The following is a 15327-nucleotide window of genomic DNA, read 5'->3' on the forward strand; positions in this document are numbered from 1 at the left end:
CTTTTTTACAGATTGAAGACGCAAGTTGATCAGGCTGAGTGCGAACGCGGAAATGCCACCACATGATTGACGTCAAGCCGGATACCGATAGCTTCGCCGATGGCGTGATCGTGATGCGAAGGGACCAGCGACAGCAACTCGATGCCGTCATCGAGTTGCAGGGTATAGAGGAAGTCGGCGCCGCGGAAGGACTTGCGCACGATGCGCGCCCTGAACGGCGACAAGTCGTCGTGCACGATGTCGTCGGAGCGCAGCAGGACGTCGAATGGCTGGCCGTGCGCCACTTCTGATTGCAGGGTGTCCAGCATGTGCGCCACGTCATGCAGCTTGCCCAGCGGCGTATCCATCGCCATGCCGGCAGCATCGCTGACCAAAGCGCCCGGGACGAAGATGCCGTGACCGATGAAGTCGGCGACAAAGCGCGTGGCGGGGCGATGGTAGAGCTCGTAGGCCTGGTCCCACTGCTCCAGGCGGCTTTGCTGCATGACGCCGACGACATCGCCGACGGCGAAGGCTTCCATCTGATCGTGCGTCACCATCAGGGCGGTGATTCCGGCTTGCTTGAGGATGCGGCGCACGTCTTCGGCCAACCGTTCGCGCAATTCGACGTCGAGGCTGGAGAAGGGTTCATCCAGCAGCAACAGGCGCGGCTGTGGCGCCAAAGCGCGTGCCAGGGCTACGCGTTGCTGCTGGCCGCCGGATAACTGATGCGGGAATTTGTCTTCCATGCCGGTCAGGCCGACCAGTTGCAGCATCTCCCGCACGCGTTGGCGGCGCTGTTGTTTGTCGCCATGCTCATGGCGCAGGCCGAAGCCGACGTTGGCTTCGATACTCAGATGCGGGAATAGGGCGAAGTCCTGGAACACCATACCGATGCGGCGTTCCTCCGCAGCGACGCGGATGCCGGGGCCGTCGAGCACTTGTCCGTCAAGCAGAATGCAGCCGGATTGAGGATGCTCAAGCCCGGCGATGGCGCGCAGCAGTGTGGTTTTTCCGCTGCCGGACGGACCGATCAGTACGCCCAGCTGTCCGGCCTGCAATTCGAGCGCGACCGATTGCACTGCAGGTGCGGAAGCGCGCGGATAACTGATGCTGACGTGGTCAATTTGCAGGAACATGGCGGGCCTTTGTCGTTACAATTCGCGGGTTGCGGAGCGTCTGCAAGTGTAGCGCATCGTGCTTGACGCTTGCCGGTATTCCAGGATGATGTGCTCCTCTTTTTTACTTCTTTTTCATCGGCGTATTCATGTATTTCATCGGTCTGGTTGCTTTGCTGATTTCCTTGCCAATACTCGGCATCGCGGGCGCCTGGCTGCATCTCGATGCGGCCGGTATCGACGCCATCCGGCAGCAGGCGCAGACCGTCTTGCCGGGTTACCTGGCGACCTCCGGTTGGCTGGCATTGTTCGTGACGACAGGTGTGATCGCGGTCGGCGCCGCGACGGCCGTGGCCATCAGCTTGTTCGAGTTTCGCGGCAAGCGATTTCTGTCGTGGGCCTTGCTGTTGCCGATGGCGATGCCGGCCTATGTTTCCGCCTACGCGTACACTGATTTCCTGCAATACGCCGGCATGGTGCAAAGTAGCCTGCGCGACATTTTCCCCGGATTCCGTATTGATGTACGCAGCTTGCCGGGTGCGATTTTTCTGTTCGTCTTCACGCTGTATCCCTATGCCTATCTGCTGGCGCGCAATGCCTTGAGCGAGCGTGGCGTGCATCTCATGGAAGCGGCGCGCCTGCTCGGTACGCCCCTGCATGAGCGCATTTACCGAGTGGCGTTGCCGCTGGCGCGTCCGGCGCTGATGGCGGGTGCTGCGCTGGCCTTGATGGAAACGCTGGCCGATTACGGCGTCAGCGCCTATTTCGGGTTGACGACATTCACGACCGGTATCTACAAGGCATGGATGGTGATGGATGACCGCATCGCGGCGGCGCAGTATGCATCGCTGCTGTTGCTGTTCGTCGCGGTGCTGTTGTGGCTGGAGCGCCGCGAACAGCAACGCATGCGATTTTCGTCAGCGCGCGACAATCGTAGCGATGGCGCAGAGTCGCACCTGCCTCAATTGCACGGCGTCAAAGCGATCGCTGCGTGGCTGGTGTGTGCGACGCCGATCGTGCTGGGCTTTGTCTTGCCGGTGCTGATTCTGCTGCAACTGATGTGGCGCGAAAGCGAACTGTCGCTGGTGACCAATCTGGTTCGCTATGCCGGCTGGACATGGAACAGTTTCCGCTTCGGCGGCATGGCGGCGGTGATCGCCGTGGCGCTGGCGCTGGCCTTGTGTTTTGCGCAGCGTGCCAGCGATTTGCCCCGCTTCAAATTCGCTTTCCTGCGCGTGGTCGCGCGTATTGCCTCCATGGGCTATGCGATTCCCGGTTCGGTGATCGCGATCGGTATTTTGCTGCCGATTGCCTGGTTGCAAGCGGTGTTTCCCGGCAGTATGGCGGGCGTCTGGCTGACCGCAACCTCGCTCGGCGTGATTTACGCGTATCTGGTACGCTTTACGGCCGTTGCGGTGCAGTCGGTGGAAGCCGGCTATACCCGCATCCCGATAAGTTTCGATGAAGCGGCGCGGACCATGGGAACATCGCGCCGCCGCATCGTGCAAAAGCTGCATATGCCTTTGCTGTGGCGTTCGCTGGCGACGGCCGGACTGATGGTGTTTGTCGATGTGGTGAAGGAATTGCCGGCGACGCTGTTGCTGCGTCCTTTCAACACCGACACGCTGGCGGTCATTGCGCACAACCTGGCGCGCGACGAACGCCTGGGTGAGGCGGCATTGCCGGCATTGAGCATTGTTGTGGTCGGTCTGATCCCGGTGTTGCTGGTCACGCGAGCCCTGAATAAATCCTGAATGAGATGAGGAAAACATGAGCCAATACGATTACGATCTGTTCACCATCGGCGGCGGTTCCGGCGGCGTGCGCGCCAGCCGGTTCGCGTCGCAATACGGTGCGCGTGTGGCGATTGCGGAGAGCAAGGATCTCGGCGGCACCTGCGTCAATGTCGGCTGTATTCCCAAAAAACTGATGTCCTACAGCGCGCATTTTCATGAGGATTTTGCCGACGCCGCCGGCTTCGGCTGGACGGTGGGCGAGAGCCGCTTCGACTGGCAGGCGCTGATCGCCAGCAAGGACAAGGAAATCGCACGCCTCAACGGCATTTATCGCAAGATCCTCGACGGCGCCAAGGTCGACATTGTCGAGGGCTATGCCACCGTCGAGGACGCCCACACCGTCGTCGTCGATGGCAAGCGCTACACCGCTGCGCACATTCTGGTCGCCACCGGTGGCCATCCGACCGTGCCGGACATCCCGGGCAAGGAACTCGGCATCGTCTCCGATGATTTCTTCCACCTGACGGCGCTGCCTAAGCGCGCGGTGGTGCTGGGCGGCGGCTATATCGCCGTGGAGCTGGCCTCCATCCTCAACGGTTTGGGCAGCGACGTCACGCTGGTTTATCGCGGTAAGCATCTGCTGCGCGGCATGGACAGCGAGCTGGGTGTTTTCCTGGCCGAAGAGATGCGCAAGAAGGGTATGAAGATTCTGTTTGAAAACAATATCGAAGCGCTTAACGCTGCCGGTGACGCCAAACAGGTCACGCTGAGCGACGGCGTCCCTATCCAAGCCGACTGCGTGTTGTTCGCCACCGGCCGTCACGCCAATACCGCCGGCATCGGTCTGGAAAAAGCAGGCGTCGTATTGACCGAAAAAGGCGCGGTCAAGGTCGACGGCAATTTTATCTCCAGCGTCCCCTCTATCCACGCCATCGGCGACGTGATCGACCGCGTCGCCTTGACGCCTGTCGCTTTGGCAGAGGGCATGGTGGTGGCAGCGCGCCTGTTCAACAAGGGCGGCAAGGAAATGTCTTACGCGAATATTCCTACCGCAGTTTTCAGCCATCCCAACGTCGGCACGGTCGGTCTGAGCGAGGAGGACGCGCGCAAGCAGGTCGGCGAGGTGCGTATTTTCAAATCGGAATTCAAGGCGCTCAAGCACACGCTCAGCGGCAATACTGAACGTACTTTCATGAAACTGGTTGTCGATGCGAAAAGCGATCGTGTACTCGGCGTACACATGGTCGGCGCGGATGCCGGCGAGATCGTGCAGGGTTTTGCCGTGGCCTTGCAATGCGGCGCCACCAAGGCACAATTCGACGCAACCATCGGTATTCATCCGACGTCGGCGGAAGAGTTTGTCACGATGCGTACGCCGGCGGCGTAAGCACCCGGAAGTGTGTTGCAGAGGCCGGGAGGCCTCTGCGATTGCTTAACCGGACTTAACGGGAAAGGCTGTAGCCGATTCTGAACTGCGGCGTCGACTTTTGGTTATACGTCAGCAGACTCTCTCCATAGCCGTAGAAATAACTCGCCATCAGATAACCGGCAGTGCCGGGAATCAGCCTTGCCAGCGGATACGAAAGCATCGAATCCGCACTACCGGTATTGCTGCGCGTGCCCTTGCGCAGCGTCGTCGAAAACTCCACGCCATCCGGTTTGCCGAATGCCAGTTTCAAGTCCGTATGGCCGCGATACTGGCCGATGTCCGGATTGTCCGACAGCGGGCCGAGGTAAGTGTAGATCTTCGGCGAGATGCGGAATTGGTAGTCATTGAGATTGCCGAAGGTCAGCGTCGGCTGTACGAAGAAGATATTCAGGCCGCGGGATTGCGGACCATCACGTCCGTTCGACTCATGTTCCAGACCGCTCGCAATGGAGACACGGCTCAGTACGCTGTTGTGGATGCCGACGTCCGGCAGGTAGTAGTACAGGCTAGGGCGGTAGTTGGTGTCGCGGAAGGGCGACGACGGACTTTGCAGATCCCACAGCGAGAACTGGGTGTAGCCGAAATACAGATTGTCGATCAACCCGCGCGAGCGCATGTCGTCAGGCTGGAAGATGCGGAATTTGAAACTCAGCTGGAATTTGGCGTTGCGGTTGCCGCCGCTGTTGCCGGCTGCAAAATACATTGGCTCGTTGAACGACAGGCGAGGCGTGTTGATCAGGTCTTCCGCTACCGGCGCGATGCCGATCGGGCTGCTGCTGGTGCCTGGCGTGATAGCGGAAGCCGACGGCGTCGCCGCGCCGCCTTCGACGCTGGTGGCTGTTGCCGCGACGCTGGCATCGGCGACCTGTTCATGCCCGGGCTTGGCGCGGACAACCGCGACCAGCACCGGCGACGCATCGATGCCGACGGTTTCAATGCGTATGACGCCGCGCAAGTATCTGGGCAGTTCCGCGCTGTAAGTGATTTTGCGGAACTCGCCGCGTTGCAGGGTGAATTGTCCCGGACCGTCGCCATCGCGCTTGAGATGCACCTGTACCGGCGGCGTCATGTCGGCCGACGCAGCGATCACCAGATCATCGGGCAGCGCATAGGCCTGCGATGCGTGCTCATCTTCGCTGACCATGAGCGTCAAGATAAACGGCTTGTTGCCGTCAATGATCTTAGGCGGCTGTAATACGGCGATGCCCGCAACTGCGCCGTGCGTGAGCGTCAATGCGCCTGCGGCGAACAGGGTTCGTTGTAAGGCGCGCAACTTGCTTGGCAAAATGTATTTCCATAACGGCAAATTTGGGGCGGTAGGCGTCTTGGTCATTGTTTGTCTTTTTTGTCGATTTAATATGGATTGATGATCAAACATCAGCCATATGGAGTAATTTCGCCAAGGAAAGTTGCTCGAATCCGACGAATCATACGTCGAAGTATGTAAAGGTCGCCGTTTTGAGGTTTTCTTCAAATTAGAACGATCGTTCTGCGGGATAATGTGGATAAGCTACACAAATAGTCACGCAAAAAGTTGTTTTTTAGTTAGTTTTTTACTCCATCATGTTATCCGCTTCTTACGATAGTTCGCTCGTTGTCATATCCCTGCTGGTCGCAGTTCTGGCCTCTTACACGGCTTTGGACATGACCGAGCGGATCAACTCGACGCGCGATTATGCGGGCCGCTCCTGGCTGCTTGGGGGCGCGGTCGCGATGGGCATCGGCATCTGGTCGATGCATTTCGTGGGCATGCTGGCTTTCCGTTTGCCGATCGATCTCGGCTACGACCCCTGGATTACCTTCCTGTCTTTATTGATCGCCGTCGCGGTCTCCGGATTTGCGCTGTGGATTGTGAGCCGCCCTGAACTGCCGATACGCCGTTTGCTCAATAGTGCGCTGGCAATGGGCGTAGGCATTGCGGCCATGCACTACACCGGCATGGCCGCAATGCTGATGAATCCGGGCATTCGCTACGATCCGTGGTGGTTTGCCGCCTCGGTGTTCATTGCCGTGGCGGCATCTGCCGCAGCGCTGTGGATTGCTTTTCGCTTGCGCAAAAATACGCCTCACGTCAAATTTGCGCGCGCGGGCGCCGCTGTCGTCATGGGTATTGCCATCGTCGGCATGCACTACAGCGGCATGGCTGCCGCCAGCTTCCCGGACGGCAGTATTTGTCTGGCAGTCCGTGACGGCGTGAGTCCCGGCTGGCTGTCGATCCTGATCATTGTCGTGACGCTGGCGGTGCTGACGATTGCGCTGCTGACCTCGCTGCTCGATGCACGCCTCGAATCGCGTACCGCCAAACTGGCGCGGTCCCTGGCAGAGGCCAACGAAGAATTGACGCACCTGGTATTGCACGACAACCTGACCAAGCTGCCCAACCGCACCTTGCTGGAGGATCGCCTGAATCAGGCCATCCACAAGGCGTCGCGCGAACAGGGACATTTTGCGCTGATGTTTTGCGATCTGGATGGCTTCAAGGCGATCAACGATTCGCTCGGCCATCACGTCGGCGATTTGCTGCTGGTTGAGGTCGCTCAGCGCATCTGTTCCGTCATGCGCGCGCAGGATACGGTTGCCCGTCTGGGAGGCGACGAGTTCGTCATGCTGGTGGAGCTGAAAGAACCCAATGACGCAATGCCGATTGCAGAAAAGCTGGTCAACATCGTCAACGAGGTCTTCCATGTCCAGAAGCACGAGCTGCGCGTGTCGGCCAGTATCGGTATTGCCATCTATCCGGAAGACGGCAGCAACCGCCACGATCTGGTGATCAATGCGGACGCCGCGATGTACCACACCAAGCGCGCCGGCCGGAACGGTTACCACTTCTTCGAAGCATCGATGAACGTCAATGCGCACAACCAGTTGCAATGGTTGCAGGATCTGCGTCTGGCGCTCGAGCGCAAAGAATTCATCTTGCATTACCAGCCCAAATACAACTCTCCGGACGGTCCTGTACTCGGTGCCGAAGCGCTGCTGCGCTGGCAGCATCCCACCCACGGACTGGTCGGTCCGGACGAGTTCATCGGTCTGGCGGAACGTTCGGGTCTGATCGTGCCGATCGGCGAATGGGTGCTCAATGAGGCCTGCCGCCAGATGAGGGAATGGTTCGACCTCGGGCACACCGACTGGACCATCGCCGTCAATTTGTCGGCACTGCAATTCGCCCATGCGGACCTGATCGATCTGGTCAAGAACACGCTGACGCGCCACAATTTGCCGGCGCGTTGCCTGACGCTGGAGGTGACCGAGTCGACCGCCATGCATGACGCCGAAAACAGCCTCAAGACCTTGCAAAAGATTTCCGATCTGGGCGTGGATATTTCCATCGACGATTTCGGCACAGGCTATTCGAGTCTGCTGTATCTGAAGCGTCTGCCGGCCAACGAACTGAAGATCGATCGCGGCTTCGTGCGCGACCTTTCGGACGGCAATGACGATGCGGCGATCATTTCGGCCATCGTGGCGCTGGGCCGCACGCTCAATCTGCGCATCGTCGCCGAAGGCGTGGAGACGATAAAACAACAGGATTTTCTGACTTCGGTCGGTTGTGATGCCTTGCAAGGTTATTTGATGGGGCGCCCGATGACGCCGGAAAAATTCCTGGAAGCGACTTCCGACCTGCAAAATAAAGCCGTGCAACCGCTCTGACTTTTCGTTCGCTTTTCCCTTTTCTCTCCCTCTGATGCGAGCTCTGCAGCATCCGGAATCGCTTCCGTGATGCTGCAGTGCGCTTCTGTCGCTGCTTGTGTTGCCCGGCGTCAATGCAAGTCGTGCAAGCCATGAACAGACACGGCACTCAATCGCTATTCCGCGAATTCAATCCTGGTGCATAGGATCATTATGGGCGGTAGGTGCTAACTTTGTAGTTGATAAAAATCAATATTGCCTGTCTTTAATGAAGTGTCAGGAGGGGAAATGAACATCATCGGAAATATGAAGATCGGCAAGCGTCTGGGGTTGGGGTTTGCGGCGATTTTGGGGCTGTCCATCGTCATTGCCGGTATCGGTGTGTGGCGTCTGCAAAGTGTCGCCAAGGCGACGCAGGTCATGATGGACATACCGCTGGCCAAGGAACGCATGATCGGCGACTGGTATCGGCATACCTATTCAGGAATTCGCCGCACGACAGCCGTAGCCAAGAGCTCCGATCCGTCGCTGGGGCCTTTCTTCAAACCGGAAACCGATGAAGCCACGCGCCTCTCGAGCGAGCTGCAAAAGAAGATTTTCGAACTGCTGGCCAGTGATGAAGAAAAGCAGCTGTACGACAAGATCATGGTGCAGCGCAAAGTCTATCTGTCCACGCGCGATGTGATTTACAAAGCCAAAGCAGAACCCAATCCCGATCCTGCGGTGATCGCAGCGGCACTGGAAAAAGACTATCTGCCGGCAGCGAAGCTGTATCAGCAACAGGTGGAAAGCCTGCTTGAGCTGCAGCGTAAAACCATCAATGACCTGAATCAGCACGTCGCCGAGATCGCCTCGCAAAGCGCCAACCTGCTGATCGTGCTGGAAGTGCTGGTGCTGGCAATGGGCATCATGTGCGCCTGGTACCTGACGACCGGCATCACGCGTCCGCTCAATACTGCGGTCGGTATTTCGCGCCGCGTTGCTGAAGGCGACCTGTCGGTGGAGATCACCGTCAGCACCACGGATGAAGCCGGCCAGTTGCTGCAGGCGCTCAAGGACATGAACGTCAGCTTGCGCAACATCGTCGGTAACGTGCGCACCGGCACCGATACTATCGCTACGGCATCGAGCCAGATCGCCAGCGGTAATCTGGATTTGTCTGCGCGCACCGAACAGCAGGCAGGCTCGCTGGAAGAAACCGCCTCCGCGATGGAGGAGCTGACCTCAACCGTCAAGCAAAACGCTGACAACGCGCGTCAGGCCAATCAACTGGCGGTGTCGGCGTCGGAAGTCGCAGTGCAGGGCGGCAGCGTCGTCGGCCAGGTGATTGCGACGATGAGCTCGATCAACGATTCATCGAAGAAGATCGTCGACATCATCAGCGTGATTGATGGCATCGCCTTCCAGACCAATATCCTGGCGCTGAACGCTGCGGTGGAAGCCGCACGCGCCGGCGAGCAGGGGCGCGGATTTGCGGTCGTGGCAAGCGAGGTGCGCAGTCTGGCGCAACGTTCCGCCGCAGCTGCGAAAGAAATCAAATCGCTTATCGACGACTCGGTGGAAAAAGTAGGTACCGGCAGCAAGCTGGTTGAGCAGGCCGGATCGACCATGGAAGAAGTGGTGGCCAGCGTCAAGCGTGTGACCGATATCGTCGGTGAAATCAGCTCTGCCAGCCAGGAGCAGAGCACTGGCATCGAAGAGGTCAATCGTGCCATCACGTTGATGGACGAGAGCACGCAGCAAAATGCCGCGCTGGTCGAGCAAGCCGCCGCCGCTGCACAATCCATGCAGGAGCAGGCCGGCAAGCTGGCTCAGCTGGTCAGCGTGTTCAACATCACCAGCACCGGCAGCCTGAGTGCGCCGGCAGCATCGAATTCGCGCCGTACGATTGATATCAATCCTGCGCCGCGTCTGGAGTAGTCGGGAAACAGGGGAAGAACTTCGGGGGAAGGGGGAGCCTGGCCGTCGTTACGCTGTGTAGCGACGGCCGGTTTTTTTCAGGCGGTACATTCGGCCTGATATTGTTCGTTCACGCGCAAGCTCTTGCGTCGTGCTTTTTCCAGATTTTTGACGGTAGCGGTGCGTACGTCTTCATCCGCCCACTTCTTGCGTTGCGCCAGCTGAGCGCATTTCCGTTTCTGTTTGTCCGCCACAAGTTTGTCGCGAGCGGCTTCACGTTCAGCTTTTTCCTGCGCCTTGATTTGCTGCTTGTCAGTCTTCGCGCGTTCACGTTCTGCAGCTTTATCCCGGGTGGTTTGCGGCGGTACGATGCCGGCGTTGCTTCTGGTATCGACGTTGATCGTTTTGCCGTTGGTGCAGGCGACGTCGCTATAGGTCACCTGTCCATCCGCTTCGCATTTGTAGATGGCCCACGCGGGCGTTGCGGCGAGCATGCTCAGGGACAGGGCGGCGGGCAGGTAAAGAAGAGAGATGTGCGGCATAGGTGAAACTCCGATAGAAGGCGGCAGACGATAAGGCAACTGGCCGATTGCCGCTACGTTTCCATCAGTCTGCGGACCTCAAGGGCCGGCAGCGATGAGCGACGGTCAGATGACTTTTCCTGGATTCATCAGCGCATGAGGATCCAGCGCCTGTTTGATGGTGCGCATCAGCTGGAGTTCTACCGGCGATTTATATCGCAGGATTTCTTCGCGTTTGAGTGCGCCCAGACCGTGTTCCGCGGAGATCGAGCCGCCGAATCTGTCGACGCTGTCGTGCACCGTGCGGTTGATCTTCTCTTGCTGGGCGATAAAGTCGGTGTCCTTCACGCCTTCCGGTGGCGACACGTTGTAATGCAGGTTGCCGTCGCCCAGATGGCCGAAGGTCACCATGCGGCAGCCGGGCGAAGTTTCCTGCACCAGCACATCGGTGACGCGGATGAACTCACCGATGCGCGAGATCGGCACTGAGATGTCGTGCTTGATGTTCTTGCCTTCATGCGCCTGCGCCATCGAAATGTGTTCGCGCAATTGCCATAGCGACTTCGATTGCGCGATCGACGTTGCGATTACGGCGTCGTCGATCAGTTCCTGGTCGAGTGCTGCACCGATGACGGCTTCGAACATGTCGGAGGCGTGCGCTTCCGATTCGCTGTCCGACAGTTCCAGCAACACGTATTGTGCGTGCGGTTTGTCGAAGGGCGCGCGATGCGGGGGGAAATGTTTGGTCACCAGTTGCAGGCAAAAATTCGACATCAGTTCAAAGCCGGTCAAGGCTGCGCCGCAGCGTTCCTGCGCCAGGCTGAGCAGGCGCAGCGCGTGATCCGGCGTACGCAATGCCGCGAGTGCGGTGACTTGCGCTTTCGGTTGCGGGAACAGCTTGATGACGGCGGCGGTGATGATGCCGAGCGTGCCTTCCGCGCCGATGAAGAGGTCGCGCAGATCGTAGCCGGTGTTGTCCTTGCGCAGGCCGCGCAGGCTGCTCATGACATCGCCTTGCGGCGTGACGACTTCGACGCCCAGGCACAACTCGCGGGTATTGCCGTAGCGCAGAACGCCGGTGCCGCCGGCATTGGTCGACAGATTGCCGCCAATGGTGCAACTGCCTTCCGCCGCCAGCGACAATGGAAAGAGGCGCTGTTCTGCAGCGGCGGCCTGCTGGATGTTTTGCAGGATGCAGCCGGCTTCGACCGTCATGGTGTTGTTGACCGGATCGACGGCGCGGATGCGATTGAGCCGCGTGAGCGACAACAGCACTGCATTGCCCTTGGTGTCCGGCACGCTGCCGAGCACCAGGCCGGTGTTGCCGCCTTGCGGCACGATAGGCGCCAGATGCTGATGGCAGAGCTTGACGATGGCGGCGACTTCTTCGGTGCTGCCGGGCTTGAGTACCGCCAGCGCCTTGCCGGTATAGCGTCCGCGCTGATCGGTCAGGTAGCCGGCGGTGTCGGCATCTTCTGTCAGGACATGTGCAGCGCCGATGGCGGTGCGGCAGGCTTGCAGGAAGGCTTCCGGTGATGCTGTCAGTGCTGCTGATGCTGCCGTCATGGCGATCCTCAGAAAATTATTGCGAGGCCTTTTGAATGGCCTGACGTGCGATTTCCTTGGCTGCTTTCTTGTAAGGATGCAGGTAGAGGATGGCGCACAGGAAGTAGATGCAGCTCAGCGCGACTTCGACCCAGCCCAGCGTCACCGACATGGCGACACGGTCGCTGGTGGCGCGCACGATGCCTTCGGTGAAGTAAAGCAGGATCAGCATCGACGACCATTGCATCGTGTAGACGTCGCGCTTGAGCACGCCGCGCAGTGGAAACAGCAAGGGAATCACTTTGAGCACCATCCACGATCCGCCCGGTCGCAAGGGCGCCAGCGCCAGTTCCCAGGCTACGCACAAGACAATCAGCGCCACCAGACTGATGGCGGCGCCCAGATGGAAAAAGCGAAACCGTTGCGTGCTCATTCAAGTCTCCTGCAGTTTGATGGCGTTGTGTGCAAGGCGCCGGCCCAGTGCGATGGCCAGCGCGCGCGTATCGTCCGAAATCGCCTGATTGCCGTTCACGCCGGCCCAGTGGCTGGCGCCATAAGGCGTGCCGCCGGTGCTGGTACTCATCAGTTCGGGCTGGGTATAGGGCAGGCCCATGATCAGCATGCCGTGGTGCAGCAAGGGAATCATCATGGACAGCAGCGTCGACTCCTGGCCGCCGTGCATGCTGCCGGTGGAGGTAAAGACGCAGGCAGGTTTGCCGGCCAGTGCGCCCGACAGCCATTGCGGCGCGGTGCCGTCCCAGAAGTATTTCATCGCTGCGGCCATGTTGCCGAAACGGGTCGGCGAGCCGAGCGCGAGGCCGGCGCATTGCTCCAGGTCTTGCAGCTCGACATAGGGCGCGCCTTCCTTTGGCACGTCGGGTTCGGTCGCTTCGGCCACGGTAGACACCGCCGGTACGGTGCGCAGGCGCGCGTCGCAGCCGGGCACGCTTTCTACGCCCTGGGCGATCAATTCGGCCAGTTTGCGGGTGGAGCCGTGTCTCGAATAGTAGAGGACCAGTATTGTTGTATTAGTTGTGTTCGCCATGTTGGTATTATAGGAGCCTTTATTTATCCATCGCTACGTGTTTACTGCTCGCATTTTTGCGGATGGAACCTGGCGCATGGGAGACGGTCCTTAACCTCTCTCGTGATTTTGATTGCCGCATCTTGCTTACCTTTTTTAAACCTATGCAGGGCTTGTCTCGTACCCAGTTGCGTGATTTGTTCCGGTTTGCCGTCAAACGGCTGAGCGACGACCGCTTGCCGCAGGTGGCAGGCAGCCTGACGTTTACCACCATCCTGTCGCTGGTGCCGCTGCTGACGATCGCGCTGGCGATCTTTACGGCGTTCCCGCTGTTCAGCACTTTCCGTTCGGCGCTGGAGGCGTATTTCGTCCAGAACCTGATGCCCAAGGGTGTGGCCAACACCATTCTCGGCTACCTCAATCAGTTTTCGTCAAAGTCGGCGCGCCTGTCGGCGGTCGGCGGCGTGGCGCTGATTCTGACCTCGGTGCTGACGATGGCGACCATCGACCGCGTGTTCAACCAGATCTGGCGCGTCAAGAAATCGCGCCCGCTGTTGCAGCGCATCCTGGTCTACTGGGCCATCATCACGCTCGGCCCGCTGCTGATCGGTGTCTCGATCAGCGTGACGTCCTATCTGTATTCCGCCACTAATGGCGTGGTCACCAGTGTGCCGTTCATCGGGGCGAGCTTCTACACGCTGATCTCGGTATTGCTGACGACCAGCGCATTTACCTTGCTGTATATCGCCGTGCCGAATCAGTGGGTGGATTGGCGCGACGCCGTCTGGGGTGGTTTGCTGGCGGGTGTGGCAGTGGAAATCGCCAAGCGGCTCTTTGCCAGCTACGTCATGAAATTTCCGACCTACACGATGGTGTACGGCGCAGTGGCAGCCTTGCCGATCTTCCTGCTGTGGATTTACATGCTGTGGATGATCACTCTCGTGGGCGCTTTGTTGACGGCGGCCTTGCCCATCGTGCGCTACGAGCGCTGGTGGCATGTGGCTTCGCCGGGCAGCGAATTCGTTGACGCCATGAAGGTGTTGAAGATTTTGCACGATGCCCGCGCCAACGGCGAATCGGCAACGGTGGACGTGGCGCTGCTGCGCGCCGATACGCAGATGGGGCTGGAAGAGTTGCAGAACCTGCTGCAAAAGATGCTGGATGCCGGCTGGGTCGGCTCGCTCAAGAGTGAGGCGCCCAAGAAGTCCGCCTGGAACAAACGTCTCGTCGACGGCCTGGACCGCTGGACCTTGCTGATCAACCCCGAGTCCCTAAAGCTGGTCGACGTCTACCGCTTGTTTGTCTTTGACACCGCCGCGCATGTCGATGAAGACCGCATGCTGGTCAATCGCGTCGATGCCGCCGTGGCAGCGGTGCTGGATCAGACACTGGAATCGTATTTTTCAGAAGACCACGATGGGCCGGATTTACGCGAAGTGAATTCGGTCGGGATGATCGCCGGCCGCTAAGCCGGGTCAGAACGAAATCTGCCCGGTCAGCAACTGCCAGTACATGACCCAGTCTCCCATGAAGGAATACAAGGGATGGCGAAAGGTTGCCGGCCGGTTCTTCTCAAACTTGAAATGGCCGATCCAGGCGAAGCCGTAGCCGCTCACTGCCGCGGCCAGCAGCCACCATGCATTGTGTGTCAGTAGCATCAATGCCAGGCAGAACAGCGCCAGCGTGGAGCCGGCGAAGTGCAACTGGCGGCAGGTCCGGTTGGAGTGTTCTCCCAGGTAGGTAAGGTAGAACTCTTCAAAGCTGGCGTACTTTTCATGTTGCAGCACGGTAGGCATACTTGTCTCCTTGACTTGTGATTTCAGAGTAGGCCGTCTGCGGGGCGTAATCAATGAAAAAATTTCATTTTTAATATGGAATGGTGATTGTAGGCAGACGCCAAACCTCGTACCATGGAGAAACCGCCGTTGGTTTGTAGATTTTTGCTCACGCATGGGCTACATTCCCGATAAGGCCACAATAACTTAAGGATGACACCATGAAAGTCTCTGAAATTCTTAAAGTCAAAGGCAACATTCTCTTCACCGTTACCCCCGACACGCCGATTGCGGAAGCCGTGAGTGCGATGGCGGAGAAAGACATTGGCTCTCTGGTGGTCATGGAATTCGGTGAACTGGTCGGCATGCTGACTTTCCGGGAAGTTCTGAAGACTTTGCAGGAAAACGCCGGCTCGGTCGGCACCAACACCGTGCGCAAGCACATGGACGACCATCCGATCACGGTCACTCCCGACACCGACCTCAACGAAGTGCGCCGCATCATGCTGGAAAAGCATGCGCGCTATGTGCCGGTGATGGACGCCAAGACGCTGCTGGGCGTGATGTCCTTCTATGACGTCGCCAAGGCGGTGCTGGATGCGCAGGGCTTTGAGAACAAAATGCTCAAGGCTTACATCCGAGACTGGCCGGCCGAGGAAGAAAATAGCTGA

Annotated in this window: 13 protein-coding genes; 6 read left to right on the forward strand and 7 right to left on the reverse strand. The window is 58.9% G+C overall.

Features of this window, described 5'->3' with window-relative positions; all coding sequences use genetic code 11:
* Positions 1-29: 29 nt before the first annotated feature.
* A complete protein-coding gene (locus tag AC1RN6_RS21850) occupies positions 30-1118 on the reverse strand; it encodes an ABC transporter ATP-binding protein (protein WP_493007563.1) in 1089 nt (362 codons plus the stop codon).
* A 128-nt stretch (positions 1119-1246) separates the two neighbouring features.
* Between AC1RN6_RS21850 and AC1RN6_RS21855 the strand changes: the two genes are divergently transcribed.
* Both AC1RN6_RS21855 and gorA read left to right on the forward strand, forming a co-directional pair.
* Positions 1247-2851: an ABC transporter permease gene (locus tag AC1RN6_RS21855; RefSeq protein ID WP_493007564.1), complete on the forward strand. Its 1605-nt coding sequence runs from the start codon at positions 1247-1249 to the stop codon at positions 2849-2851.
* Positions 2852-2867: 16 nt separating this feature from the next.
* Positions 2868-4220, forward strand: coding sequence for a glutathione-disulfide reductase (gorA, locus tag AC1RN6_RS21860; protein WP_493007565.1), 1353 nt, complete (start codon positions 2868-2870; stop codon positions 4218-4220).
* Positions 4221-4275: 55 nt separating this feature from the next.
* Here the strand turns inward: gorA and AC1RN6_RS21865 are convergent, their stop codons facing one another.
* Entirely contained in the window at positions 4276-5547 is a 1272-nt protein-coding gene (locus tag AC1RN6_RS21865) for a phospholipase A (protein WP_493007566.1), read from the reverse strand.
* A gap of 278 nt (positions 5548-5825) precedes the next feature.
* On the opposite strand from AC1RN6_RS21865, the gene AC1RN6_RS21870 reads away from it, so the two are divergent.
* Both AC1RN6_RS21870 and AC1RN6_RS21875 read left to right on the forward strand, forming a co-directional pair.
* Entirely contained in the window at positions 5826-7913 is a 2088-nt protein-coding gene (locus tag AC1RN6_RS21870; RefSeq protein ID WP_493007568.1) for a putative bifunctional diguanylate cyclase/phosphodiesterase, read from the forward strand.
* Positions 7914-8180: 267 nt separating this feature from the next.
* The gene (locus tag AC1RN6_RS21875) at positions 8181-9812 is read left to right on the forward strand and encodes a methyl-accepting chemotaxis protein (RefSeq protein WP_493007569.1); all 1632 of its coding nucleotides are present in this window, start codon (positions 8181-8183) and stop codon (positions 9810-9812) included.
* Positions 9813-9889: 77 nt separating this feature from the next.
* Here AC1RN6_RS21875 and AC1RN6_RS21880 read toward each other — a convergent pair whose 3' ends face one another.
* The 4 genes from AC1RN6_RS21880 to wrbA all read right to left on the reverse strand — a co-directional run bounded on the left by AC1RN6_RS21880 (position 9890) and on the right by wrbA (position 12902).
* Entirely contained in the window at positions 9890-10333 is a 444-nt protein-coding gene (locus tag AC1RN6_RS21880) for a hypothetical protein (RefSeq protein ID WP_493007570.1), read from the reverse strand.
* A gap of 105 nt (positions 10334-10438) precedes the next feature.
* Entirely contained in the window at positions 10439-11878 is a 1440-nt protein-coding gene (locus tag AC1RN6_RS21885) for an FAD-binding oxidoreductase (RefSeq protein ID WP_493007571.1), read from the reverse strand.
* 16 nt (positions 11879-11894) lie between these two features.
* A complete protein-coding gene (locus AC1RN6_RS21890; protein WP_493007572.1) occupies positions 11895-12290 on the reverse strand; it encodes a DUF2069 domain-containing protein in 396 nt (131 codons plus the stop codon).
* Complete coding sequence (gene wrbA / locus AC1RN6_RS21895) at positions 12291-12902, reverse strand: NAD(P)H:quinone oxidoreductase (protein WP_493007573.1); 612 nt, start codon at positions 12900-12902, stop codon at positions 12291-12293.
* A 143-nt stretch (positions 12903-13045) separates the two neighbouring features.
* Between wrbA and AC1RN6_RS21900 the strand changes: the two genes are divergently transcribed.
* A complete protein-coding gene (locus tag AC1RN6_RS21900) occupies positions 13046-14350 on the forward strand; it encodes a YihY family inner membrane protein (RefSeq protein WP_493007574.1) in 1305 nt (434 codons plus the stop codon).
* A gap of 6 nt (positions 14351-14356) precedes the next feature.
* On the opposite strand, the gene AC1RN6_RS21905 is transcribed toward AC1RN6_RS21900, so the two are convergent.
* Positions 14357-14677 (reverse strand): Mpo1-like protein, encoded by a 321-nt coding sequence (locus AC1RN6_RS21905; protein ID WP_493007575.1) that lies wholly within the window; start codon positions 14675-14677, stop codon positions 14357-14359.
* Positions 14678-14877: 200 nt separating this feature from the next.
* On the opposite strand from AC1RN6_RS21905, the gene AC1RN6_RS21910 reads away from it, so the two are divergent.
* Positions 14878-15327: a CBS domain-containing protein gene (locus AC1RN6_RS21910; RefSeq protein WP_050478608.1), complete on the forward strand. Its 450-nt coding sequence runs from the start codon at positions 14878-14880 to the stop codon at positions 15325-15327.

It is taken from the genome of Herbaspirillum sp. GW822-FHT03A08, assembly GCF_058801885.1.